The organism is Burkholderia sp. 3C (genome assembly GCF_054589155.1).
Map to the genome: position 1 here is coordinate 39,068 of NZ_BAAILN010000066.1, position 24,567 is coordinate 63,634.

The following is a 24,567-nucleotide window of genomic DNA, read 5'->3' on the forward strand; positions in this document are numbered from 1 at the left end:
TTTTGAAATATGTCGCGTCACGGTCCGCGTCTATAAGGCGCGTACACGTTCAGAACGGTCGCGCTGTGGCCCGCGAGGCGCCCACTCAGTGGTGCGAGCGATGCCCGGTCAACGGGCGTAGCGAACGCGAAAATCAGCCAAGCAACGCCACTCGCGGGTGCGTCAGGCAGCGTTTCAAGAAAAGCGCGTAGTTGCAGCACGCCGCGATCCGAATCCGCCCAGTTGCGTGCCGCGTGCACGATTGCATCTGCCGCATCGCGCGACTCGACCGGCACGCCCGCGACCACCAACCGAGAGGTTCGCTCGATCGGATGCTGCAACGTGGTGTGATCGTCGTGATCGGTGAGCGCACTTGCGACCACACGCCTGCGGCCAATCGTGCGCGGCAACAAACGTCGGCTCCACGGCGTGGAATTCGCGCCGGACGCGGCACGGTACGCGTCACTGTCCAGCGCGCCGAGATTGCACAGATCGTAGAGCGCCATCCAGCGTGGCCAGCCATCGAGGCATACCCAGCGCGAGGCCGACTCGAATCCCGGCATGGCGCGGCGCTGTGGAAAGTGTTCGGTGTCGTACCAGTCGTTGAATTCTTCTTCGAGCGAGGCAGGCGGCTCCATCGACACCATCAGGATCGCTCGCGCACGGTCAGCGTTTTGCAAGGTGTGTCTCCTTCGAATCCCGCTACTGTGGGCGCGCCCGTATGCATTGACAAAAACCTTTTTTCGATGGAAAGCTATCGCGAAAATGCATAGCTTCGAAACGCTTTTTCTGCGAGGCTTTCGCGGCAACACCACGAGGAGACAGCCATCGATATCCGTGAATTGCGCTCGTTCGTACATATCGCGCGCGTCGGCAGTTTCAGCCGCGCCGCGGCCGAGCTATACATCGCCCAACCGGCCTTGAGCCGGCAGATCGGCAAACTTGAAGAGGAGCTCGGTACCGCACTTTTTGTGCGTTACGGGCGCGGCGTGCGGCTCACCAGTGCAGGAGCGCGGCTACTCGAGCGTGCCGAAATGATCATCAGTTACGTGGCACAGGCGAGCGAACACGTGCGCGCGTCAACGGACCGGCTGACGGGGCGCATCGCGCTCGGCATGCCGCCGGCGGTCGGCGTGCGCGTGTCGGCGCCGATCATCGCGACCTTCCGGCAGCGCTGGCCCGATGTCGGACTACACGTGCGAGAAGGCCTGTCCAGTTCGCTGCAAGAATGGCTGCTCGACCGACGTGTCGATCTCGCACTCGTCTACAACCAGCCCCCACTCGAAGCCTTCGACGTCGTCACGCTGTGCAGCGAGCCAATGGTCGTGGTCGGACCTCCACACGATCTCGCACCCGACGTCGGCGACGACACGACGCTGCGGATTCGCGATCTCGCTGAATTGCCGCTGATCGTGCCAGGTTTTCCACATGCAAATCGCCGCGTGCTCGAACAGGCGGCTGTGCAACACGGCATTCATCTACGCATCGAGATGGAAGTGGATAGCGTCGCACTGACCAAGGCGCTGGTAAAAAGCGGCCTCGGATATTCGCTGCTGACGTACACCGCCGTCGCCGACGAAGTCGAACGCGGTGAATTGCGTGCGTTGCCAATCGAACGCCCGTCGATCCGCTCGACTATCGCCATCGCCACGCTTCGCGAACAACGCGCATCGAAGCTGGTGCAGACAATGGCTGAAGTGGTGACAGGAAAGATGCGTGATCTGGTGATGGACGGACCGTGGCGCGATCGCGTGACGTGGGTCGCTCAGGACTGACGCATCCGCGCAGGTTCATGCGAGCTATGCTGGCGCAGCATGACTTCATATCGCCGAAAGGTTGTGGCGAAACGACGAACGGCACGGCAAAGTGCCACATCGTCCTTAGTGTCAGTTGCATCTGTCGATGAACGCCGTCATTTCCCGCTGGACCACCGCTGCGAACACCCCATCACTGCACTACACGCTGCATGGCTCACATCATCGTCTCTCGCCGACGGTCGTGCTGTTGCACGAACTAGGCGGCAGCGTGGCGAGTTGGGACGGCGTTGCCGCGCACCTTGCCGAGCACTTCGATGTGCTTTGCGTCGACCAACGCGGCCACGGCCTGTCGGAGAAGCCGCGCGCGCCGTGGGCCCTCGGCGATCTCGCCGACGATCTCCGCGTCGTGCTTGACGATGCGCGCGCACTGAACTCGCCCGCGTCAACCAATGCGCCGGTATGGATCGTCGGCCTAGCGGCGGGCGCAGCCAGCGCGCTGGCGTATGCGTCGCGGCATGCCGACGACGTCGCGGGTCTTGTTCTGTGTTGTCCTGCACTCGATATCGACGACGCGCGCCGCGACTATCTTGAAACACGTGCGCAACGAGCGATTGACGAAGGCATGCAAGCGATTGCCGATGCATCCCTCGCGCGTTCATATCCGCCGCTGCTGCGCGAACGACTTGGCGGTGATGCGTTCGCCGCGTATCGCGGACGTTTTCTCGCCAACGATCCCGTGTCCTACGCGTACGCCAATCGAGCGTTGAGCGACGCACGCGCCTCGGTGTGGCTCGAAGCGGTGACGGGTCCGTGTCTGCTGATCGGCGCAGAGCACGATTTGCTGCGCCCGCCCGCGCAAGTGCAAGCCCTTTCCGATCGCACACCGGGTGCGATATACGCGCAAATCGACGCGGGCCATCTCGCAGCGGTACAGGCGCCGCGAGCGCTCGCCGCAATGATCGAGGCATACGTGCGGCGCGCACGCTGAGTTTGCGCGCTATTCGACTGATACGACTGACAACTGTACGGGACATGCGCGGGCCGAAGCCCGCTCTGTATTCAGAATTTGGTTCGCAATGCGAGCCGCAAACCGACTTGCCGGCTCGTCGTCGATGGTGTCAGGCCATTGATCGACGCATGCGCGGGCGCCCCCGTCGAGTCGACGCCGCTCGCGCGTTGATAGACCCCCACCAGATTCACGTCTGTACGCTTCGAAAGGCCATAATCCAGCCCCGCGGCGATCTGCTGATAGACGGCACCCACAGTGCCACCGTTCGCCAGCTGTACCGCATTGCCTCGCGTGTAGCTATACGCTGCGCCGAGCAGTATCGCCGGCGTAAGTTGGTACGACAAATTCAGTTCGCCGGAATTGAACGCCGCGTTCTGATCGGCGGCGAAAGTCGGTGTGCCCGACACAGCGAGCGCGCCAAGATGCCGATATCGTACGTTCGACCAAATCAACGCGGCGCTTACGGGACCGTAGGTATAGCTGCCCGACGCCGACGCGATACGCTCGCCGCTTGCCGACGCGAAGCCCGAGAAAGCCGGCCGCGTCGAACCGATATTGTTGTTGTTCGGTGCTCCCGTCGCGCCCACCGATGTCGGCGTCAGAGCATTGCCGTTGCCGCCGTAGTAACCGAAGTCCGGTTGCTTCGCGTCGAGCCACGCCGCAGCCGTCTTGAATCCACCGGATTCGTAGCCGACACCGAACGACCAGACTTGATTCCGCGTGGCGTCTCCGGCTATGCCCCCGAAGCTGTACATGCCGCTTGCGCGCAGCCCGCGCCATATCGGCGTGGTGTATTTGATCGCATTGTTAGTGCGATTCGTATCGAGCACGTTGTCGATGTCATCGGCACGTCCGCCCATGTAACCAGCCCATTGCGCACCCGCCGAGAACGGCTGGATCATGTCGACCACCGTGTCGTACTGGCGGCCGAGTGTCACGGTGCCGATGGGCGATCCAAGCCCGACGTACGCCTGCCGCCCAAACATCAGGCCACCCTGAGCGGCTGCCCCGTTCGGAATCGTGAAGCCGTTTTCGAGCAGGAATATAGCCGACAGACCGCCGCCAAGAGCCTCATTACCGCGCAATCCCCAGCGGCTACCTGAGCGGCCGCTCTGATTGCCGTCTTGCATCGCGATCAGGCTGTGACCGCCGTTGTTGTTCGTGTATGTAAAGCCTGTATCGATAATGCCGTATAGCGTCACACTGTTTTGCGCCTGCGCGCGATGCGCGTTCAGCGCGCACATCGCGGCGCCGGCAATCAGCGCAAACCGCATGACAGGCACGAGCGTGCCCCGCGCGTGCGCTTGCGCGCCGCGCTGTCCTAAGTCTTTCATGGTGTCTCCGTGCCGTTGCGGCTATCGTTATCGTTGCCGTGCGGTGAGGTCGGCAGTCAGGACTCGCGCGGCGTCAGCAGGCCGCTTTCGCCAGCAATGTCGTGAAAGAGCTCGCGGCGCTGGAAGCGCCAGCCATCGGCAGCGCGCACAAGTGTGTCCAGATAAGTCCCGGCAACGGCAATTGCCGGGCCGTTGTCGCTATCGCGGATCACGAGGAAATACGAGCGCACGTGCGCGCGCTCGCCGTCGAGGCGGATCGAGAGGTTGGTGTTCAGATGGCGACGTCGCGTACCGGGTCCAGGCGGAGGCACCAAGGCGCGCAACAGCGTTTCGATCGCTGCTGGACCTTGCGCTTCGCCGTTGCGAGAAATCCAACGGCCGTCGTTGGCGAAAAGGCACGCAAACGCATCGAGTTTGTAATCGTCAAGAAGGAAACAGTACTGCGCAAGCAGTTCACGAATCGCGTCGCGATCGTCCGCAGCGCGGTGGGATGCTTTGTCCGGTGCATTCATGCCTGGGCTCCTTTGCGGGTATCGGCGACCAGGCTCGATGCCTTACTCAATGGCATGTCGTAGCCGGGCGGTACGATCGGCTGGCGCGTCATCGTCAAACAAACCGTCGCACCGACCAGCAGCAGGCCGCCTGCAATGAGGAACGCCATGTCGTAGTTGCCGGTGATCGACACGACGTAGCCCGTCGCGATCGGCGCTAGTACCCCGAACAGATTGCCACCGGTCACGAGAAAACCGTGCGCACGGCCCGTGTTCGCAGGATTGGGCAGCAGATCGCTGACGAGCGCGATGTTCAGTCCGACCGTGCTACCGATGCTGGTGAGCGACACCGCGAACAGTGCAAGTATCAGGCGGATATCGGTAATCCATGGCGTCACGAGGATGCACGACGAACACAGCATCATCACCGCAACCATCGTACGGCGACGCCCCGAATGCACGGGTGCGTCGCGCAGCAAGCGGTCGCTCAGCCAGCCAAAAAAGATCGTACCCGGCACCGCGACCGCGTACGGCACCGCAGTGTAGAAGCCCGTCTTCAGCACCGTGAGGCCGCGCGTCGCCTGCAGATAACTCGGCAGCCAAGTCAAAAAGAGATACACGGTGTAGACGGCGCAGCCTTGAACGATGAACGTACCCCACAGGCTGCGGCAACGGAGCAGCGCGGACAGCGGTGCGCTCGCGCCTGCGATTGCGGTGCCACCGCGCTCGTCGAGAATTCGTTTGCGCTCTGCTTCGCCGATGAACTGGGCGTGCTCAGGTTGCCGATACAGCAACATCCACAGTGCGATCCATACGACACCGATAACAGCCGACACGAAGAAGCCGCCGCGCCAGCCGACTTCGCCGACCAGATAGCCCATCAGCGTCGAGCCGATTGCGGGCCCAAAATAGCCCCCGCAGTTGAAAACCGTCGTCGCAAGACCACGTTCGCGCGCGGGCATCCATTCGCGGATCGTGCGTGCGCCTGCCGGATAGGTTGACGCTTCCCCAAAACCCATTAGCAAGCGAGACGCGAACGCACCGACGAAGCCCGCCGACAGTCCAGTCCAGATCGTCGCAAGCGACCAGATCGCCATGCCGGCGCTGGTAGCGCGTCGCGTGCCGACCTTGTCGACAAACACGCCCCATGGCAATACGAAAACGAGGTAAGTCCAGAGGAATGCTGAAAACAGATAGCCCATCTGGATCGTCGATAAGTCAAACTCGTGGCGAATCGGCCCGGCCGCTACCGACAACACAACGCGATCGACGTAGTTGATGGAGCAGCCGGTAAACAGCAGCAGATAGATGAGCACGCGGCCTGCTTTCACGTCGAAGTCTCCAAAGGTCGTTGTTCTGGCATGCCTGGAGGCACCTGCGTAATGTGCCTGCTGCGGGCTTTTTTGACCAAAACCTTTGGGTAATTGCAAGCCATGCCTTTATGGCATGGCAGAGGGGATGCATCGCGGAGGACGCGCGCATGCCGCGACGACTCACAATGACCAGCTCTTGACATGGAAGGCGGTGAAGCGCCGTGTCGGCTCGACGTCGACTTAACTCGCCAATGAATTCTGGAAGTATCACTATCGGCGCAGCTCCAACTGGCTACTTCATCGCAGTGCACTTCTCGAGCGCTAACAGATCTGCCTTAAGGCTGCTTACGAGATCGTCGAATCTCTGACTTCATCAGCGTCGGTGTCTGTTTGATAAGTTGCTCGATTGGGCGCAGGCTGTCTTCGGCTCCTTTCAGCGCCTCCTTATACGCGCGATACTCGAACGTGAATCGCTTGCGCTTCTTGTGCTGGCGGCCACCATCGAACGGATGCCGTCACCGGTTCGTCGTTTCGAACATGGACCGAATGGTCAACTGAAACGTCACTGCACTACCGTCCCATGGTCAACGTCCATGCCTTCGGAGTAGGCTTGACCCGAATCATCTGGCCGTCATCTTTCGTAAGATAGGAGGCCACGTAACCGATCAGTCTTTCGACCTGAATCGGATCGGAGCAGTCAACAGCATCAATAGCCCAGCGTCCTTGTGCCCTGAGCCTCGCTTGATCCGCCCTCTCGTGGCAATCGAACATCAAACCTTGCCCGCGCGTGATTCGGCGCCAACGATCCGCTATCGCGTACTTCAATCCGTGTAACTGATCCTGGCGTACCTGCCGCGCATCGAGGAAGAAGATGCAGTGAAAATGATTCGCTCGGTGCCTGCCACCTTGTTCCATCTTGCAGATGTGACCCACCATCGGATCGAACAATGCTCGGTCTGCTCCGCGACGATTCCCAAAAAACAGGTCACGATCGTGCATCGCTACACGCGGATCAATACGCGCTCGTGTCTCGGCACGACCATGTCCTATCGGTGCGTTTGAAAACGACGGCATCCAGCCTGCACTCGGCTCCATCGTCCAACCTGTTCGGACCAATGCGTCGTTGTCGTCCACCGCATAGTCCGCGTAGTACAGGTCGACACGCACCGGTAGCAGCGCTTTATGCCGCGCCTGTAGCTTATCGATGTAATTCCGAATCGACGTTTCCTGGCTACTCAGGTTGCCTCGCCAATTCCATAGCCCTTTCCTCACCCCTCGACGCACCGCCTCCATACGCAAACAACCAACGAAGTCGTTGTAAAGATTCGACGCTGCTGCTTTGTCGGCGCTACTCGGCAATGGACTGTTACTGAACACCTTAGCAAATGGATGATGCATAAAGCAATCGAAAAACAGTTGAAAGTCAGCACTGTAGATATATCCAGGCCAATACAAATCCATCCACTCTTTGCATTGAAACATAAAGCCTGACAAGCTCTTGTACCCCGGATACGCAAGATTACGCACCGGCCGCTGTCTCCCTGCTTCATCTCGAATATCAAAAGGAATTTGATTAGTCTCTAACACTGCCCCCAAGAAGCACTCCATCTGCTGCATCAACTCTGCATACTCGCCGATCTCCCAGTATCTGATGAAGTTCGATGAATAGCGATTAACCGCAACGACACTCGAATCGAATTCAAATTGATTTATCTGGTTACCTTGGTGGATCATCCTGAATCTCCCTTATTTGGACACTCAATGGATGAGACATGTAAATTTCAACCAAAACACCGAACATCAGACTTTCATTCGAAACTGCGGCACATCGAGGTCGTATTGAACAGAGATCCTCACGGACCTGTGGTCAACCTTGACCGCATCATGACGAGGACGTTATCTACCAATGTCTCAGGCTGATGCATCCCAAAATCATCCTTATAGATCAAAATATAACAAATGCCATCTTAATATAGGAGGAAGTCAAACCATCATTTTCAAAAAAGCAAAACAATCTGAAATTTCCCATCAAATCACACCAAAACAATGGTTTTATCGAACAACTTTCGATCAAACGACCTTTACCGAACTATCCAGACGAAAGCAGCCTATCGACTACCTTGCAAAGCTAATCATCATCTCAATTTGAACGGCAAATTACACTGCCTGTTGATGCTGGAACTCCAGTGCATTCGTATAGCGATAAAGAATCAATCGACGCCCAACTTCCACCCGGATAGGTCCGCATACGGGAACGAACCCACAGCTACATTGCTACAACCGCGAAGTAGCAGCGTAGCAATCGTGGAAACGGCAGGAACGAGCCTACTTTCGTTGCGCACGCACAACACCCAATCAAGTCTGACTGATGGTTCGGCCTGAGCCGATCTCGAGCATGTCGTGAGGAAATAAAAAAGCGCCCATTTTCATGGGCGCTCATATGTACGTTATTTTCTACAAATTCAATCAGCAAGCGATTTTGCGGCACTTTCCGAAAGAATTTCACGGAGCCCCCTTATTTCGGCACTCATGTCTCCACTAACGCTCAATCTGTCGAAATCAAGCCCCGGCTCAGGAAAGTGATCATGTCCTTCCCGTTGCGCGACAGTATCCGTAGTCACATGGCGCACTCCAGCAACCTGTTGGTTTACCGGCATCGCCGACGCGTAGTTACCAAAACCACCTGCATTGAAATTATTCATTATCGGCACCGGCGGCGCCCAGCCGCTTGCTGGAAATACAATCATTCTCCCGCCGCCTTTCCCTTGCCAAGACGATATAAGCTGCCGCTGCCAAAGCATATTTATCGCGCGCCCCAGTTGATCAGGGTCGTTCCGAATGCTTGAATAATTCCGCAAATCTCGCTCTGTATACCTTCCCGGCGTCAACTTGGGATAACGCATCGGATTCGCAACTGCACCCTGAAGCCACTCCAGCAGCTTTTGCATTGCTGCCTCGTCCTTCTGCTGTTGCGTTGGCGCGTGCTGCTCGAACGCCTTCAGATACTCGAACACGTACCATTCGCACAAATCGATTGCTGCCTTCATCGCCTTCCCAGATATATTACCCTCACCCGCTTCAACGTAATGGAACAGCGCTGCGATACGGCTCGCCAGTTGGGCCAACTTTCTGAAGAAGGACTTAATGCTGTCGGCGTAATTGCCGGCAAGCAACGAATTGTTAATTTCGTCCTTGAACAATTTCCAATAAATCTTTGCTTCATGCGAAAACTTCAAGGCCTCTCGGTTCATCGGGAGAGGCACCGCTTGATTAAAAATTTGGGCCATCCGCTCATTGAAAAAATCAAGTTTCGGATCCGGTATGTCCCCGACTTCCGTGCTGGTACCCGATATATCGACCACTGGCGCAAACGCGGGCAGGCATCGAGCCAGTAACCCCGTACTGAAGGCATCTGAGCCTCGATTCCGCATATAAGTGGAAAACTGATCTTCCTGTGTCATGATCGACACAGTCACCCGGGGCTCGATAGGTCGACGCATGCCGCCGGCCAGACCCGCAGCGCGGTCCTCGCCGCTCCAGTAGTCACACATCACCGCTGGTTTGCTAAATGTCTCTCCGTTTAGCGTCGGCCCACCATCAGCGGAGAAAATTCCAATCGCGCCATTCGCAATCAGCATGTCTCGAAGTCCCTGAGGTGTCGTACTGACCATTTTAAAAACTCGGATCGATGGCTTTATCGGGCGGCTCTGTACATGAAGCAATCGCTCATCGCGCAAACGTTCGGCTTCGTCAGATCCGTGCTTGGCTGCACGATACGCCTTTGCTAACCGGCGCTCATCGTCGTTCCAGATCGCCATTTCAGCCTCGAAGAGCATCATCTGGTCGTTGAATTCTTCATCCTGGCGCCGCTCTGACGCCGACACTGCCCGAAGAAAGCATCGCTCCATCAGAGATTTTCCGCCGCTGCTATTGCTGATAGTGAGCAAAAACAATGAAATAGGCGCCGGTTCATAGCCGGGACATTGGACATTGATGTAGTTTTGGGCAACCAGAGACGCCGCACCAAGTGCTGCCTGCGCGGCCATCGCTATCGGCGCATTGAGCTTCTTACTCGCCTCGCGAACTGCCTCGGCAATAGTCGGTGGACAGGAATCGATCGGATATGGTCCCTGCGCGTTTGGTGGTTGATAGCAGGCTGGGCCATATAAGGGTTCAATAATCGGCATGCTTGCCCCCGTGATTCGGCCCGACGATCAGTTTCGACTCGATTGCGAAAGACTCCGAGGGTTCCCCGTGACAGCCTGTTACCACACCTGTCCAGCATCCGTCCTTGGTACGCGAACTACCAAAATGCGCTGCGTATAAGCGATTGAGATGGCCTGCTCTCGGTTGGCCGCATCGCAGATGTTTGCGGATCGCACCCTGTGTCGGCCGCAGACGCCCAGCAACCACAGCCTCGTGAATTTCTTGAAGCTGGCGCAGGTCGTCATCGTCGCCCCCGCCATGACTTACTGGGTTGTCGCAGACAAGCGGTACATCGCGCGTCAGGCTCCGCCCAAAGTCGGCAGTCGGCCTGATGCGGTCGTCTGGAACGGTCTCCGACTCTGACGCGACAGCCCTTTGCTCCGATGTTTCCTCGTTGCGACCGGACAAAACCGCATCACGACAATTCGCGCGACCCGATGCGACCGACACGAGTAGCCAACCCATAATGGCTGAGCCTTCGAGCACGACCGCACACGCGACCGCTAACATCAATTCCAGTCGTCCTTCGGTCGTGCCGAACCATGGTGCGACCTGGCTCGCGACCGGGTCGGCCCGTAGGGCCGCACGGAACGTCGCTTCGCGATCGGCCAGTTCGTCGCGCCGGTCGTGCTCGGCCTCGTGCCGTCGCACTTCGCTCGCTTCTGCTTCCAAGGTTGCGATCTTCGTCACGAGAATCGTCCGCCGAACCTTACCTCGCTGACAATCTACGGCACAGGGGCGGGAGTCCGCTCGGGCCAGATCAATCTTGGCCTTCGCAACGTCTCGAGCAATATCGGTCTGCGATCGTCCAGGCGGCATTTCTCCGCGCGATAACGAGGCGGTCATCGGCACCGCCGCAGCTCGCTGATCTCCGGCGTGTTGCCGAGAGATCAGAACGAAGGTGACTTGGCCGTACAACACAACAATCAGGCCGACGCACCACAACACGAAAGCGATCGGCCATACCGGCCCCTTCAGCAAGCGCCGCCCCATCGGCAGCAGGTGAACGAACATCACTGCCACACACCCGATCAAGACGGCCATCACCCGCTCAACAGCCGAGCCGCCCCGATGCCAACCGGCATACACGGCGATAGAAATCGACACGGTGGTCGCCGCGAATGCTCCGAGCCTCACAAGGTTTCCGGAACTGGCCTGATGCGCCCTATTGGTTGCCACACTGTTTGGAAAGCGCGTGGTTGTATTAACGAAACTCATGTTGCCCCCCCTCAAGCCACATTGCGCAATTCAGCACGGGCTGCGATCCATGCATCGACTTCGGACTCCAGGAAGCCGATCGAGCGCGCCGTCAGCTTGATTTTTTTCGGAAAAGTCGGGTCGCTCGACATGAGCACATACAAGGTCGCACGCGATAGATTCGTGCACTCGATCAACTGTTTCATCCGAAGAATGCGCATCACGCTGCCAAACCGACGAGGCATCTCGGCCATGTTGATTGGCGTGGGTTGATGAGCAGGTAGGGATTGACGCAGAGCTGCATCCTGTACTTGGTTTTTGGCCATTACTTTCTCCATCACGGTTAGCGCAAACGCAACGATCAATCGCTGTTTGCCGAAATCCAGCGGGTGCCGAACGTGGCGAAGAATGCAATCGGAAATGCATTTCCGAGCAAGCAGTTTGGTCTAGCCTTGTCTGGCAAGGCTTTCAGACGCCCAAGTAGGAAATGACTCGGAACACACTGGGCACAAGATCAGTGGAGTAGCTCCCCCTGAAACACCGTACACGGCTACTCACTTAAACTAGCTGGTATGCATAAGACCGTGTTTTTGCCTAACACCAGGCAGGAAGTGATGGACGTGTTGACGGGCCCGGAGCGTCGGCGACGCTGGACGGCAGAGCAGAAGCTGGCGCCGGTTCGCGAGAGTTTCGAGCCGGGGAAATCGGTTTCGATGGTCGCGCGCCAGCACGACGTGAATCCGAATCAGCTGTTCCACTGGCGCAAGCTGTACCAGGACGGAAGCCTGTTGGCGGTCAAGGCAGGCGAGAGTCGTCCCAGCAACAGAGCTGGCTGACGCGCTCAAACAGATTCGCGAGCTGCAGCGCATGCTCGGCAAGAAGACGATGGAGAACGAGATTCTTCGTGAAGCCATTGACTATGGCCGAGCAAAAAAATGGATAGCGCACTCGCCATCGTTGCCGGAGGACGGCCAGTGAAACTGGTCTGCGACGTCCTCGGCGTGTCGCGCTCGAACGTATCGGCACGCAGGTCACGCGAGGCGACTTGGCGCGACGCACGGCAGTCCAGACCAACCCACGATGCACCGGTCGTCGAGGCCATTCAGTGGGTTATCAGTGACTTGCCCAGCTGAGGATATCGACGCGTATGGGGAACGTTGCGCCGCGAGCGCATCGCGGCGGGACAGGCGCCGCTGAACGCCAAGCGCATTTACCGCGCGATGCGCGCGCATGGACTGCTGATGCAACACAGAGCGGCACCAGTTCGGGCGCAGCGCTGTCACGATGGCAAGGTTGCGGTGGGACGCAGCAACCAGCGTTGGTGTTCCAACTGCTTCGAGTTTCGCTGCGATAACGGCGAGCCGTTGCGCGTGATGTTCGCGCTCGACTGCTGTGACCGCGAAGCGATGAGTTGGGCGGCCACGACGGCCGGCCATAGCGGCGACATCGTGCGCGGCGTGATGCTGGCTGCCGTGGAAAACCGGTTCGGGAATGGGCTGCATACCGAATCCGAAATCGAGTGGCTGAGCGACAACGGCTCGGGCTATACGGCGGACGAGACGCGTTGGCTTACGGCGCTCTCGGCCTGAAGCCGTTGACTACGCGCGTACGCAGCCCGCAAAGCAACGGCATGGCGGAAAGCTTCGTGAAGACCATGAAGCGCGATTACATCGCTATCATGCCGAAGCCGGACGCAGCGACAGCGGCAAGGAATCTGGCCATCGCATTCGATGCATTACAACGAAAAGCATCCCCATAGCGCGTTGAAGTACAACTCGCCTCGCGAGTTTCGACTCTCTACTGATTCAACAACCTAAGTATGTGCGATGTCCGGAGTTATGGGGAAGCCTCCAACCAGGCTATTGCCGCTTTGGAGCTATACGTTGATCGATTCGCTCTTCTTCCGGTCGTTGGTTACGTGCGACCTTAATAACTATATTGTAGACTTGTTTTGTACTGATACCAAACTTCTCGGCTGTTAATTTCTTGAAATTTCTTACACCAGATTTTTTAATTTATTGCAAAAATTAGCGACCTCAGGCTCTTGTTCCAGGCTGATTTTTCGTTCGCCCGGCTTCCGAGTTTTTCCTTTGGCTGGTGGCTCTTCAGCCTGTATCTCGCTTTTCTCCGCCGCAGTATCGACAGTATCGAAATTTTCATACGAAAAACCATACAACTCCAGGTAGGCGACAACTTGCGTCCGTGGAATGAATGTGTGTGGCATTAATGTTGCAACGGGGATGTGGTCTGCATTGACGGGGGCGAGTCGCCCATTTTCAAAATCTCGCTGCAAAGCTTGTTGAATTTTGGAAAACTGACGCTTATACAAGACCTCACGTTCATTGATCGTCGCTTGGGTAACAAAGTTAGGAATCCACATCGGGCGGTTCGGCAAGCTGCAATAGGCTTGCAAGAACGCATCTTTCTCCTCCGCAGACATCGGACAGCGAAGCGGCGGCAACATGGGAAGCAATTGCTCCAGCTCTGTACGCTCATTGGCGCTCATCGGCGATGGCAGTGTGAGTTCACTAAGCTCTCGAGGTGTGTCCGCCACAAAAGCTAACTGCGCCTCTACACTGGCATCGGAGATGCGCCGGGCAGAGGGGCGAAGCTCGTTAAGAGTTCGTCCATCATCCGACGTCAGCACGTGCTGCCAAGCGTGATAGAACGGATCAGACTTCTTCGCTCTGAACGCCGGAATTGGTACGTGCTGGGTCACAATCTTCCCGATTACACAGTCGATACCACTCAGTTTTTCTTCACCAGTCGGGCAAACAGCGGCGGTTAATGCGTTACACAAATCCAAATACTCGATCAACAAATCAGACGATAGCTTAACGTGCGCTTTCATTTCTCTCACTTATTACTTACGACTAACATCAACCAATATTTGACTTCAATTTATCAAGGTAGTCCGCCCAACGCTGCATCATTTCCCGTCGCTCCTTCATGAACGTAGTTCGGTTGTACGCTCGGCCCAATGGATCTCGGATAGCGTGGGCAAGTTGGGCTTCAATAATTTCAGCAGAAATTCCAAGCTCTTCAACGGCAACCGTTCGCACCATCGCGCGAAAGCCGTGCCCCGTCATGGTTGTTCGATCATAGCCTAAGCGACGCAACGCAGCATTGATCGTATTGTCCGACATCGGTCGACCCTTTGCACGAACACTTGGAAACACAAGCGGCCCATCCCCGGTAAGAGGCAGCAGTTCACGCAGAATTCCGACAGCTTGATTTGACAACGGAACAAAGTGCCCAGCGCCGTTCGTCTTTCCTTGAAGTGTGCGCTTCATGCGGGCGGCAGGAATTTCCCAAAGCGCACTGTCAAGATCAAATTCGGACCAAGCGGCGGCTCGCAGTTCCCCGGGGCGCTGAAAGAGTAAAGCGCCGAGTTTCAGAGCGCATGCGACCACGAAAGTGCCTTGGTAGCCATCGATGGCACGCATGAGTTGACCGATTTCATTGGCATTAGTAATTGCAGCATAGTGGCGAGTCGGAGCTGGAGGCAGAGCTCCTCGCAAGTCCGTCGTGACGTCGCGCGACGCTCGTCCGGTAGCAACCGCATACCGCATCACTTGCCCGATGATCCCGCGGAGCCGGTGCGCCGTTTCAAGTGCACCACGCCGCTCGACCCGAGTCAGCACGTTCAGTACCTCAGTGGGCATTAGCGTCGCGACAGATGTTCTACCAACCCACGGGAAAACGTCAGCCTCAAGTCGCGCAAGGTTTCTGGTTGCGTGACTTCGAGACCACGTTGGCAAGTATTTCGCGTACCACTCACGCGCTATCGCTTCGAAGGAATTGCCAGCATCCAACCGGCCAGTGAGCTTTTCCGCTTTCCTCGCAACGCCAGGATCAACCCCATCAGCCAACTGAGTGCGGGCACTGTCTCTCTTGGCTCTAGCGTCTTTGAGGCTTACCTCAGGATACACACCGAGTGAGAGGCGCTTCTCTTTCCCTGCGCTTCGATATTTCAATCGCCACCACTTCCCTCCAGCGGGAGAAATTTCGAGGTATAGACCACCGCCGTCGAACATGCGGATGGTTTTGTCGGCAGGCTTAGCATTCTTGATTGCGACTTCGGTCAGGGGCACGTCATAGCTCCATTGGGGGCAACAGCTGAATCAGTAGCAGCTGTTGCCCCCAATGTTGCCCCCACTTGCATCTGGCTGTCTATAAACAACGCCGGATCGAAATGGACGATCAAACTCCGCAAACCCTTGCAGAACAAGGATCAGCGAGACATCACTGGACATCTTCGGAAGGGAATGTGGTGGGCCCGGCGGGGTTTGAACCCGCGACCAATCGATTATGAGTCGACTGCTCTAACCGCTGAGCTACAGGCCCTGAGGTGCTGCTGACTGAACTGCCTGAATGGACGGCGACGCAGTGCAAACACTGAACCGAGACGCGCGCCTCGAATGCCGCTGAGGGCACCGGGGACGGCATTGTACCGAACAATTGGGGAGACAAGAACCGCCGCCGGTCATGCAACCGGCGGCGGCCGGGACAGCGCCTTCGATCAGTTCCCTTCGAGGAACGACTTCAGCTTGTCCGAGCGGCTCGGGTGACGCAGCTTACGCAGCGCCTTGGCCTCGATCTGGCGGATCCGCTCACGCGTGACGTCGAATTGCTTGCCGACTTCTTCCAGCGTGTGATCGGTGCTCATCTCGATACCGAAACGCATGCGCAGCACCTTTGCTTCGCGCGGCGTCAGCGAATCGAGCACGTCCTTCACGACATCGCGCATGCTGGCGTGCAGCGCGGCATCGGCCGGCGCGACCGTGTTCGAATCCTCGATGAAGTCGCCCAGATGGGAATCGTCGTCGTCACCGATCGGCGTTTCCATCGAGATCGGCTCCTTCGCGATCTTCATGATCTTGCGGATCTTGTCTTCCGGCATTTCCATCTTCTCGGCCAGCGTTGCCGGATCCGGCTCGAGGCCGGTTTCCTGCAGGATCTGACGCGAGATGCGGTTCATCTTGTTGATCGTTTCGATCATGTGAACCGGAATCCGGATGGTACGTGCCTGGTCCGCGATCGAACGCGTGATGGCCTGACGGATCCACCACGTCGCGTAGGTCGAGAACTTGTAGCCGCGACGGTATTCGAACTTGTCCACCGCCTTCATCAGGCCGATGTTGCCTTCCTGAATCAGATCGAGGAACTGCAGGCCGCGGTTCGTGTACTTCTTGGCGATCGAGATCACGAGACGCAGGTTGGCCTCGGTCATTTCACGCTTGGCCTGACGCGCCTTCAGTTCGCCGGCCGCCATCTGGCGGTTGGTTTCCTTCAGGTCCTTCAGCGGCAACACCACGCGCGCCTGCAGATCCAGCAGGCGCTGCTGCTGCTCGTGGATCGCCGGCACGTTGCGTTCGAGGATCGCACCGTACGAATGGTTTTCGCTCGCGAGCTTTTCGGCCCACGTCAGATCCGTTTCGTTGCCCGGGAAGCGCGTGATGAATTCCGAACGCTGCATGCCGCACTTGTCGACCACGATGTGCAGGATCTGACGCTCGACCTGACGCACTTCGTCGACCTGCGCACGCAACGTGTCGCACAGACGCTCGACCGTACGCGCCGTGAAGCGGATCGACATCAGTTCGTTCTGAATCGTTTCCTGCGCCTTCAGGTAGGACTTCGACTTGTAGCCTTCCTTCTCGAACGCGCGGCGCATCTTGTCGAACCATTCGCTGATGAGCGCGAACTTCTCGAGCGAGGTGCGCTTGAGGGCTTCGAGCTGCGCCGCGTTGGCCGTGGCCTGGGCCGCGCCGTCGTCGTCCTCTTCTTCCTCGCTCTCGCCCGATTCCTCTTCCTCGGCATCCGCGGCTTCGGCTTCTTCCGCTTCCTTCGCGTTGAAACCGTCGGAATCCTCGGCGTTCGGATCGTTCAGGCCGTCGACGAGCTCGTCGACGCGAATTTCCTCGTTCGCCACGCGCTCGGCCATCGCGAGGATGTCGGCGATCGTGGTCGGGCACGCGGAAATCGCCATCACCATGTGGCGCAGGCCGTCTTCGATACGCTTCGCGATTTCGATTTCGCCTTCGCGCGTCAACAGCTCGACCGTGCCCATTTCACGCATGTACATCCGGACCGGATCGGTCGTGCGACCGAATTCCGAATCGACGGTGGACAGCGCGACTTCCGCTTCTTCCTCGACTTCGTCGTCCGACGAAGCCGCCGGCGCGTTGTCGTTCAGCAGCAGCGTTTCGGCATCGGGCGCCTGCTCGTAGACAGCCACGCCCATGTCGTTGAACGTGCCGATGATCCCTTCCAGGGCTTCCGTTTCCGTGAAGTTGTCCGGCAGGTGATCGTTGATTTCGGCGTAGGTCAGGAAGCCACGTTCCTTACCCAGCTTGATCAGCGCGCGCAGCTTGACGCGTCGCTCCTCGAGTTCCTCGGCGGTGCCGGGCTGGCTCGTGGCGAACGCTTCCTTCAGCAGCATCTTTTCTTTTGCGCGGCGATCACGCGCCTTGGTCTTCTCCTTACCCGTTGCAGCGGTCGGCTGCTGCTCGTCGCTCTGCGTTGCGTCGTCATCGACGGATACTTCGTTCAACTTTTTCGTCATGGAGTTCGCCGTACCGGCTAAATCGACTCGCGGCTGCTGGACAACAGCCTCTTGAACCGTGGATGCATGAGTAGTGCGCACTGCCGTTTCGTCCGCGGCGGCAGCCGCTGCCCTTGCGCTATTCGCACTCGCCCGCCTCACCGACGGCTTGGGCGCCGTGCGGGATGCGGATTTCGCGACGGCTCTTGATGCGCGAACCGTCGGTGCCGGCGCAGCCTTCGCGGTGCCGGCGGCGGTGCGTTTTCCGCCAGTGGGCGATGCGCCGGCAGACAACCGGGCGGAAGATAGAGTCTTGGCTTTCGTGACCTTGTTGGTCGGCTCGTCGGAGCCCTTGCCCACTGCTCTTTTCCCGCCTGTCGTCTTTGCCATTGCGAATTTCGCCTCTGTGCTTAGAAAACAAACCGCTGAAAACCTTGTATTATAGCACGTCGGGGAAAGCCTCTAGCTGCCCCCGTTGTTCCTCGTTTACAGCCCGAGTTTTGCCTTCATTTCCGTGCGTGCCCGGTTGAGGGCCATCAGCTCGCTCAACTCTTCAGGGGTATGCGTGGATTGCCGCGACAACTGGTTCATCCGGTCGTTGCAGGCGTCGTAGCGCATCTTGAGCACCGCCGCCTTGAATTCCGCGCCGGCGATCCGCTCACGCTCCTGCATCGCTTCCTGTCCTGCGTCGTCTTCCGGGCTCTGCATCAGCAGGTCACGGACGTTTTCATCATAGTCGAGAATTTCACGGAAGATTTCGTCATACGTTTCCGCGTTGGTCGAATTGCGCAGAACGTCGGACAACATCCGGAATTCGGCCGTATCGCCCAACTCTCGCGCGATCGTGAAGATCTCGTCGAACAGTTCCCCATTTCTCGGCAACGCGCGCAACGTGTCGATCTCGTCGGCATCGAGCAGCGCCACGATGCGCGGGTGCATGACCAGGTTGCGCAGCGCACGCTTCTCGTTGTCGGTCACGCGGCGGCGGTCGGCGCGCGCGGGCGCCTGGCGCACCGGCGCGGCGATCCGGGCATCCACGTCACTGAGCCCCGCCACTTCCTCGAACGGGATCTTCAGCCGGTCGGCGAACATGTGCATGATCTGCGCACGCAACGCGTTGGCCGGCAGTGCCTGCAACAGCGGCTTGGCCTCGAACAGCGCCTTCGCGCGCCCTTCCGGCTGATCCAGCTCCTTGCCCGCGATCGCCTCGTTCAACAGGAACTGCGACAGCGGCATGGCCCGCCGCACCTGATCGGAAAACCCCTCGGCGCCGAATTCACGCACGTAGCTGTCCGGATCGTGCTCGGACGGCAGGAACAGGAAACGAATCGTGCGGTTGTCGGCAGCATGCGGCAAACAGGCCTCCAGCGCGCGACGCGCCGCGCGGCGGCCGGCCGAATCGCCGTCGAAGCTGAACACCACCGTATCGGTCTGCCGCAGCAGCTTCTGCACATGGACCGGCGTGCAAGCCGTGCCGAGCGTGGCCACCGCGTTCGGAAAACCGAGCTGCGCCAGCGCCACCACGTCCATATAGCCTTCCACCACCAACGCGTACTTGTGCTCGCGGATCGCCAGGCGCGCCTCGAACAAGCCGTACAACTCGCTGCCCTTGTTGAATAGTGGCGTTTCCGGCGAATTCAAGTACTTCGGCTCGCCCGAATCGAGCACGCGCCCGCCGAAGCCGATCACATTGCCCTTCACGTTGCGGATCGGGAACATGATCCGCTCGCGGAAGCGGTCGTAGCGGCGCGAAGTGCCGGCCGCGTCGGTTTTTTCGCTGACGATCACGAGCCCGGCCTCGACCAGCGTATCGGCCTTGTAATCCTCGTAGGCGGATTCAAGGTTCTGCCAGCCATCGGGCGCGTAGCCGAGCCCGAAGCGCATCGCGATCTCGCCGGTCAACCCGCGCCGCTTCAGGTACTCGATCGCGTTGGGCGCGCCGCGCAATTGCTTGCGGTAGTACTCGTTGGCGGTATGCATGACGTCGGTCAGCGCGGTGGTGACCGATTTCGACGCGGCCGGCACCCCGCCGCCCTCGCCTGAGTAGCCGCCACCGCCGCCACGCAGTGGCGAAGGCTCGTGCGGCACCGTCATGCCGACCGATTGCGCCAGATCCTGCACCGCCTCGGGAAAGCTCAACCCGGCGTGCTCCATCAGGAAGCCGATCGCGGTGCCGTGCGCGCCGCAACCGAAGCAGTGATAGAACTGCTTGGTCGGGCTGACCGTAAACGAGGGGCTCTTTTCGTTGTGAAACGGGCAGAGCCCCATGAAATTGGCGCCGCCCTTCTTCAACTGGACGAAGCGGCCCACCACGTCGACGATATCGACGCGGTTCAGCAAATCCTGCAGGAACGAACTCGGGATCACGTAATGGCGGCTTGGGCGGCGTGGAGCAATGCCGGCGGCGCACACGGCGCCGGCCGGCAGACGGCTTACTTCGTGAGCGCGGCCTTGACCAGCGCGGACACGGCGGTCATGTCGGCCTTGCCGGCCAGCTTGCCCTTCAGCACGGCCATCAACTTGCCCATGTCCTGCGGGCCGCTGGCGCCGGTGGCCACCACGGCTTCCTGCACGGCATCGGCCACTTCGGCTGCCGACAGCTGCGCGGGCATGTAGGCGACCAGCACGTCGATCTCGGTCTGCTCCTGCGCGACCAGATCGTCGCGGCCGGCGGCCTGGAATTGCGAGATCGAATCCTTGCGCTGCTTGAGCATCTTGTCGATGACGCCCGTGATGGCCGCGTCGTCGAGCGTGATGCGCTCGTCGACTTCGCGCTGCTTGATCGCGGAGAGCAACAGGCGGATCGGGCCGAGCCGCGCGGTATCCTTCGCGCGCATCGCGGCCTTCATGTCTTCGCTGATCTGGTCTTTCAAACTCATCGCTTCACCCGGAAAGAAAAAAACGTCGATGCCCGGAAGCCGGACATCAATACAAAAACCCGCTTGAGGGCTTGCTCAAGCGGGTTTGCTCGAATCCGGCATCGACAGCCCGCTGGATGGGACCACCGCTGCGCCGCCCGACAAACCTTGCGGCGCCTCTAAAGAGGGTTGAGACAGAAACAGGTGCTCAGTAGAGCTTCTTCGGCAGCGTCTGGCCACGGATGCGCTTGTAGTGGCGCTTCACCGCGGCAGCCTTCTTGCGCTTGCGTTCGGCCGTGGGCTTCTCGAAGAACTCGCGTGCCCGAAGTTCGGTCAGCAGACCGTTCTTCTCGATCGTCCGCTTGAAGCGGCGCATGGCGACTTCGAAAGGCTCGTTTTCTTTTAAGCGAATGATCGTCATGACCCGTCACTGAAAAAGTAAAAACCGCGAAGAAAGGGTTCCGAGTATAGCAGACAGGCTGCACAAACGCACTACCGAGTCAAGCACTTCCGGCCTGCGCGGCCGCGGCCTGCCCGGCGGCCACGCCCGAGGCCCACGCCCACTGGAAGTTGTAGCCGCCCAGCCAGCCGGTCACGTCGACCGATTCGCCGACGAAATAGAGGCCCGGCACGCGCGCGCTCATCATCGTCGACGACGACAGCTCGCGCGTATCCACGCCGCCCTTGGTGACTTCGGCCTTCTTGTAGCCCTCGGTGCCGTCGGGCACCAGGCTCCAGCGCGACAGCGCGCCGCCCACCTGGCGCAGCGCCTTGTCGGGCAGATCGGCGAGCCGTGCGTCGTGGGCCAGCTTCTGCCCGTCGAGCCAGGCCTGCGCGAGCCGCGACGGCACCCACTCCGACAACAACGCACCAATCTGGCGCTTCGAGCCCGATTTGGCGGCCAGCAGCGCTTCGGTGGCGTCCTCGCGCGGCAGCAGGTCGAGGTGGATCGGCTCGCCCGGCTTCCAGTAGCTCGAAATCTGCAAAATGCCCGGCCCGGACAGCCCGCGATGGGTCAGCAGCAGATCCTCGACGAATTCGCCGCCGTCCTTCTTGCCGCCGGTCGAGACGCGCACCTCGAGCGACAGGCCCGACAGCGCCGAGAACGGCGCCCAATCGGCCGCGGCGAAGGTCAGCGGCACCAGCGCCGGGCGCGTATCGATCAGCTTGTGGCCGAACTGCTTGGCGAGCCGGTAGGCGAAATCGGTCGCACCGATCTTCGGGATCGACAGCCCGCCGGTCGCGATGATCAGCGCCTTCGCGCCGATCGCGCCGGCACTCGTGTCGAGCGTGAAACCCACGCCGTCGGCATGCCGCACCGCCGCCACCGATACCGGCCGCCGCCAGGCGATGCGCCCTGCATCGCACTCGGCCTTCAGCACGTCGATGATCCCTTCGCTCTGCTGGTCGCAGAACAACTGGCCCTTGTGCTTCTCGTGCCAACTGATGCGGTGGCGCTTCAGCAGATCGAGGAAATCGCGTGGCGTGTAGCGTGCCAGCGCCGAGCGGCAAAAGCGCGGGTTCTGCGACAGATAGTTGTCCGGCCCCGCCTGCAGGTTCGTGAAGTTGCAGCGCCCGCCGCCCGAGATGCGGATCTTCTCGGCGAGCCGCGGCGCATGATCGATCAGCACGACGCGGCGCCCGAGCTGCCCGGCGACGGCCGCGCTCATCATGCCGGCCGCGCCGGCGCCGATCACGGCGATATCGAAATTTTCCATGGCGCGGATTGTAACCGCGGAATGGCGCGGTATCGGCCGGATGGCGGCGGCCCTGGCCGTCAGGCCGAGGGGCGGCCCCGCTGGTATACTGCCCGGTTGCCATTGCTCATCCGGCCGCACGGCCGCCCCACCGAACCATGCTTGTCCTCGGCATCGAAAGTTCGTGCGACGAAACCGGCCTCGCGCTGTACGACACGCAGCGCGGCCTCGTCTCCCACGCACTCCACTCGCAGATCGCGATGCACCGCGAATACGGCGGCGTCGTGCCCGAGCTCGCCTCGCGCGACCATATCCGCCGCGCGCTGCCGCTGCTCGAACAGGTGTTCGCCGAGGGCGGCGTCGAGCGCGAGCAGATCGACGCGATCGCCTTCACGCAAGGCCCCGGTCTGGCCGGCGCGCTGCTGGTGGGCGCGAGCATCGCCAATGCACTCGCGATGGCCTGGGACAAGCCCACCGTCGGCATTCACCACCTCGAAGGGCACCTGCTGTCACCGCTGCTGGTCGACGCGCCACCGCCGTTTCCGTTCGTCGCGCTGCTGGTGTCGGGCGGCCACACGCAATTGATGCGCGTGACCGACGTGGGCGTGTACGAAACGCTCGGCGAAACGCTCGACGACGCGGCCGGCGAGGCGTTCGACAAAACCGCCAAGCTGATCGGCCTGGGCTACCCGGGCGGCCCGGAAGTGTCGAAGCTGGCCGAACTCGGCACGCCGGGCGCGGTGGCGCTGCCGCGGCCGATGCTGCATTCGGGCGATCTCGATTTCAGCTTCAGCGGCCTGAAAACGGCGGTGCTCACGCAGATGAAGAAGATCGAGGCCGGCGGCGCGACGGGCGCGGCGCTCGATGCGGCCAAGGCGGACCTGGCACGTGGCTTCGTCGATGCGGCGGTCGACGTGCTGGTGGCGAAATCGATCGCGGCGCTCAAGCAAACCAAGCTCAATCGGCTGGTGGTGGCCGGCGGCGTGGGCGCAAACCGCCAACTGCGCGCGGCGCTGTCGGCCGCCGCGAAGAAGCGCGGCTTCGACGTCCACTACCCCGATCTGGCGCTCTGTACCGACAACGGCGCGATGATCGCGCTGGCCGGCGCGCTGCGCCTCGAACGCTGGCCCGATCAGGCCAATCGCGATTACGCGTTCACGGTCAAGCCGCGCTGGGATCTGACCTCGCTCTCGCGCTGAACGCAGGCGGCCCTCGCGCGCCAAGCCCGAAAAAACGAAACCCCGCGTCGCTTTCTGCGACGCGGGGTTTTTTATCGACCCGACTCGAACGCGGCTCAGGCCGCGCGCTTGTCGCGCTCGATCAGCGCATAGGCGCTGTGATTGTGGATCGATTCGAAGTTCTCGGCTTCCAGCACGTAGGCGACGATCCGCGCATCGGCGTCGAGCCGCTGCGCCACATCGCGCACGAGATCCTCGACGAACTTCGGGTTCTCGTAGGCGCGCTCGGTCACGAACTTCTCGTCGGGCCGCTTGAGCAGGCCCCACAGCTCGCACGAGGCTTCTTCCTCGGCGATCCGGATCAGTTCCTCGACCGGCACGTCTCCGTTCAGCTCGGCGTCGATCGTCACGTGCGAGCGCTGGTTATGCGCGCCGTATTGCGAGATCTTCTTCGAGCACGGGCACAGGCTCGTGACCGGCACCAGCACCTTCAGGAACAGCCGCGTCGCGCCGTTGCGCACGTCTCCGGCCAGCGTGACCTGGTAGTCGAGCAGGCTCTTCACGCCCGACACCGGCGCGGTCTTGCTGACGAAATACGGAAACGACACCTCGATCCGGCCGGCTTCGGCCTCCAGCTTGCCGAGCATCGACGCGAGCAGGCCACGGAACGTCTCGGCCGTCAGCGGCTCGCGGTTGTCTTCGAGCAGCGCCACGAAGCGCGACATGTGCGTGCCCTTCTGCTCGGCGGGCAGATGCACATCGAGGTTCCACGTGCCGACCGTCGGCTGGATCTCGCCGGCTGCGGTGCGCACGGTCAGCGGATGCCGGACCGCGCGCACGCCGACGCGCTGGATCGGGATCTGCCGCGTGTCGACCGTGCTCTGCACGTCGGGCATCACGAGGCCGGGGTTCATCTGGTTCATCTGTTCGGTCCTTGTCTTCACGCGCCGCGCCGTTGCCGGCTCGCGCGCCACCGCTCGAAGCGGGTGCCCGGAAACGCA

At 60.1% G+C, this 24,567-nt stretch carries 20 protein-coding genes, 1 tRNA gene and 1 pseudogene; 5 read left to right on the top strand and 17 right to left on the bottom strand.

Going from position 1 to position 24,567, the window contains the following annotated elements:
* Positions 1 to 17 precede the first annotated feature (17 nt).
* A complete protein-coding gene (locus tag ACYP33_RS10495) occupies positions 18 to 659 on the bottom strand; it encodes a hypothetical protein (RefSeq protein ID WP_459621486.1) in 642 nt (213 codons plus the stop codon).
* Between the two features lie 162 nt (positions 660 to 821).
* Here ACYP33_RS10495 and ACYP33_RS10500 point away from each other — a divergent pair, with 162 nt between their 5' ends.
* Both ACYP33_RS10500 and ACYP33_RS10505 read left to right on the top strand, forming a co-directional pair.
* Entirely contained in the window at positions 822 to 1,754 is a 933-nt protein-coding gene (locus tag ACYP33_RS10500; protein WP_459621488.1) for a LysR family transcriptional regulator, read from the top strand.
* A gap of 127 nt (positions 1,755 to 1,881) precedes the next feature.
* The gene (locus ACYP33_RS10505) at positions 1,882 to 2,724 is read left to right on the top strand and encodes an alpha/beta fold hydrolase (protein ID WP_459621489.1); all 843 of its coding nucleotides are present in this window, start codon (positions 1,882 to 1,884) and stop codon (positions 2,722 to 2,724) included.
* Between the two features lie 71 nt (positions 2,725 to 2,795).
* Here the strand turns inward: ACYP33_RS10505 and ACYP33_RS10510 are convergent, their stop codons facing one another.
* The 4 genes from ACYP33_RS10510 to ACYP33_RS10525 all read right to left on the bottom strand — a co-directional run bounded on the left by ACYP33_RS10510 (position 2,796) and on the right by ACYP33_RS10525 (position 7,617).
* Entirely contained in the window at positions 2,796 to 4,079 is a 1,284-nt protein-coding gene (locus tag ACYP33_RS10510) for a porin (protein WP_459621490.1), read from the bottom strand.
* A gap of 56 nt (positions 4,080 to 4,135) precedes the next feature.
* Positions 4,136 to 4,591 (bottom strand): nuclear transport factor 2 family protein, encoded by a 456-nt coding sequence (locus ACYP33_RS10515; RefSeq protein ID WP_459621491.1) that lies wholly within the window; start codon positions 4,589 to 4,591, stop codon positions 4,136 to 4,138.
* Positions 4,588 to 5,901: an MFS transporter gene (locus ACYP33_RS10520; RefSeq protein WP_459621493.1), complete on the bottom strand. Its 1,314-nt coding sequence runs from the start codon at positions 5,899 to 5,901 to the stop codon at positions 4,588 to 4,590. Before ACYP33_RS10520 ends, ACYP33_RS10515 begins: the two co-directional genes overlap by 4 nt.
* A 552-nt stretch (positions 5,902 to 6,453) precedes the next feature.
* Entirely contained in the window at positions 6,454 to 7,617 is a 1,164-nt protein-coding gene (locus ACYP33_RS10525) for a YagK/YfjJ domain-containing protein (RefSeq protein ID WP_459621494.1), read from the bottom strand.
* A gap of 172 nt (positions 7,618 to 7,789) precedes the next feature.
* Here ACYP33_RS10525 and ACYP33_RS10530 point away from each other — a divergent pair, with 172 nt between their 5' ends.
* Positions 7,790 to 8,032 carry a hypothetical protein gene (locus tag ACYP33_RS10530; RefSeq protein ID WP_459621496.1) on the top strand — a complete coding sequence of 81 codons (243 nt, stop codon included), beginning with the start codon at positions 7,790 to 7,792 and terminating at the stop codon, positions 8,030 to 8,032.
* Positions 8,033 to 8,345: 313 nt separating this feature from the next.
* Here ACYP33_RS10530 and ACYP33_RS10535 read toward each other — a convergent pair whose 3' ends face one another.
* The 3 genes from ACYP33_RS10535 to ACYP33_RS10545 all read right to left on the bottom strand — a co-directional run bounded on the left by ACYP33_RS10535 (position 8,346) and on the right by ACYP33_RS10545 (position 11,612).
* Complete coding sequence (locus ACYP33_RS10535; RefSeq protein WP_459621497.1) at positions 8,346 to 10,070, bottom strand: DUF3987 domain-containing protein; 1,725 nt, start codon at positions 10,068 to 10,070, stop codon at positions 8,346 to 8,348.
* Positions 10,057 to 11,196, bottom strand: coding sequence for a hypothetical protein (locus ACYP33_RS10540; protein ID WP_459621498.1), 1,140 nt, complete (start codon positions 11,194 to 11,196; stop codon positions 10,057 to 10,059). The genes ACYP33_RS10535 and ACYP33_RS10540 overlap by 14 nt, the downstream gene beginning before the upstream one ends.
* A gap of 122 nt (positions 11,197 to 11,318) precedes the next feature.
* Positions 11,319 to 11,612: a helix-turn-helix transcriptional regulator gene (locus ACYP33_RS10545; protein WP_459621500.1), complete on the bottom strand. Its 294-nt coding sequence runs from the start codon at positions 11,610 to 11,612 to the stop codon at positions 11,319 to 11,321.
* 288 nt (positions 11,613 to 11,900) lie between these two features.
* Between ACYP33_RS10545 and ACYP33_RS10550 the strand changes: the two are divergent.
* A pseudogene (locus tag ACYP33_RS10550) lies at positions 11,901 to 13,103 on the top strand (IS3 family transposase).
* A 179-nt stretch (positions 13,104 to 13,282) separates the two neighbouring features.
* Here the strand turns inward: ACYP33_RS10550 and ACYP33_RS10555 are convergent.
* The 8 genes from ACYP33_RS10555 to ACYP33_RS10590 form a co-directional block, all read right to left on the bottom strand.
* Positions 13,283 to 14,137 (bottom strand): hypothetical protein, encoded by an 855-nt coding sequence (locus ACYP33_RS10555; RefSeq protein ID WP_459621502.1) that lies wholly within the window; start codon positions 14,135 to 14,137, stop codon positions 13,283 to 13,285.
* A 28-nt stretch (positions 14,138 to 14,165) separates the two neighbouring features.
* A complete protein-coding gene (locus tag ACYP33_RS10560; RefSeq protein WP_459621504.1) occupies positions 14,166 to 15,380 on the bottom strand; it encodes a tyrosine-type recombinase/integrase in 1,215 nt (404 codons plus the stop codon).
* A 177-nt stretch (positions 15,381 to 15,557) separates the two neighbouring features.
* A tRNA-Ile gene (locus ACYP33_RS10565) sits at positions 15,558 to 15,633 on the bottom strand.
* Positions 15,634 to 15,808: 175 nt separating this feature from the next.
* Positions 15,809 to 18,223: an RNA polymerase sigma factor RpoD gene (rpoD, locus tag ACYP33_RS10570; protein WP_414439828.1), complete on the bottom strand. Its 2,415-nt coding sequence runs from the start codon at positions 18,221 to 18,223 to the stop codon at positions 15,809 to 15,811.
* A 96-nt stretch (positions 18,224 to 18,319) separates the two neighbouring features.
* Positions 18,320 to 20,200 (bottom strand): DNA primase, encoded by a 1,881-nt coding sequence (gene dnaG, locus ACYP33_RS10575; RefSeq protein WP_459621506.1) that lies wholly within the window; start codon positions 20,198 to 20,200, stop codon positions 18,320 to 18,322.
* 65 nt (positions 20,201 to 20,265) lie between these two features.
* A complete protein-coding gene (locus tag ACYP33_RS10580) occupies positions 20,266 to 20,712 on the bottom strand; it encodes a GatB/YqeY domain-containing protein (protein WP_414446979.1) in 447 nt (148 codons plus the stop codon).
* A gap of 187 nt (positions 20,713 to 20,899) precedes the next feature.
* Entirely contained in the window at positions 20,900 to 21,112 is a 213-nt protein-coding gene (gene rpsU, locus ACYP33_RS10585) for a 30S ribosomal protein S21 (protein ID WP_414439831.1), read from the bottom strand.
* A gap of 79 nt (positions 21,113 to 21,191) precedes the next feature.
* Positions 21,192 to 22,409, bottom strand: coding sequence for a BaiN/RdsA family NAD(P)/FAD-dependent oxidoreductase (locus ACYP33_RS10590; RefSeq protein ID WP_459621508.1), 1,218 nt, complete (start codon positions 22,407 to 22,409; stop codon positions 21,192 to 21,194).
* 137 nt (positions 22,410 to 22,546) lie between these two features.
* Between ACYP33_RS10590 and tsaD the strand changes: the two genes are divergently transcribed.
* Positions 22,547 to 23,587, top strand: coding sequence for a tRNA (adenosine(37)-N6)-threonylcarbamoyltransferase complex transferase subunit TsaD (gene tsaD / locus ACYP33_RS10595; RefSeq protein WP_414446977.1), 1,041 nt, complete (start codon positions 22,547 to 22,549; stop codon positions 23,585 to 23,587).
* Between the two features lie 95 nt (positions 23,588 to 23,682).
* Here tsaD and folE2 read toward each other — a convergent pair whose 3' ends face one another.
* Positions 23,683 to 24,489, bottom strand: coding sequence for a GTP cyclohydrolase FolE2 (folE2, locus tag ACYP33_RS10600; protein WP_459621920.1), 807 nt, complete (start codon positions 24,487 to 24,489; stop codon positions 23,683 to 23,685).
* Positions 24,490 to 24,567 lie beyond the last annotated feature (78 nt).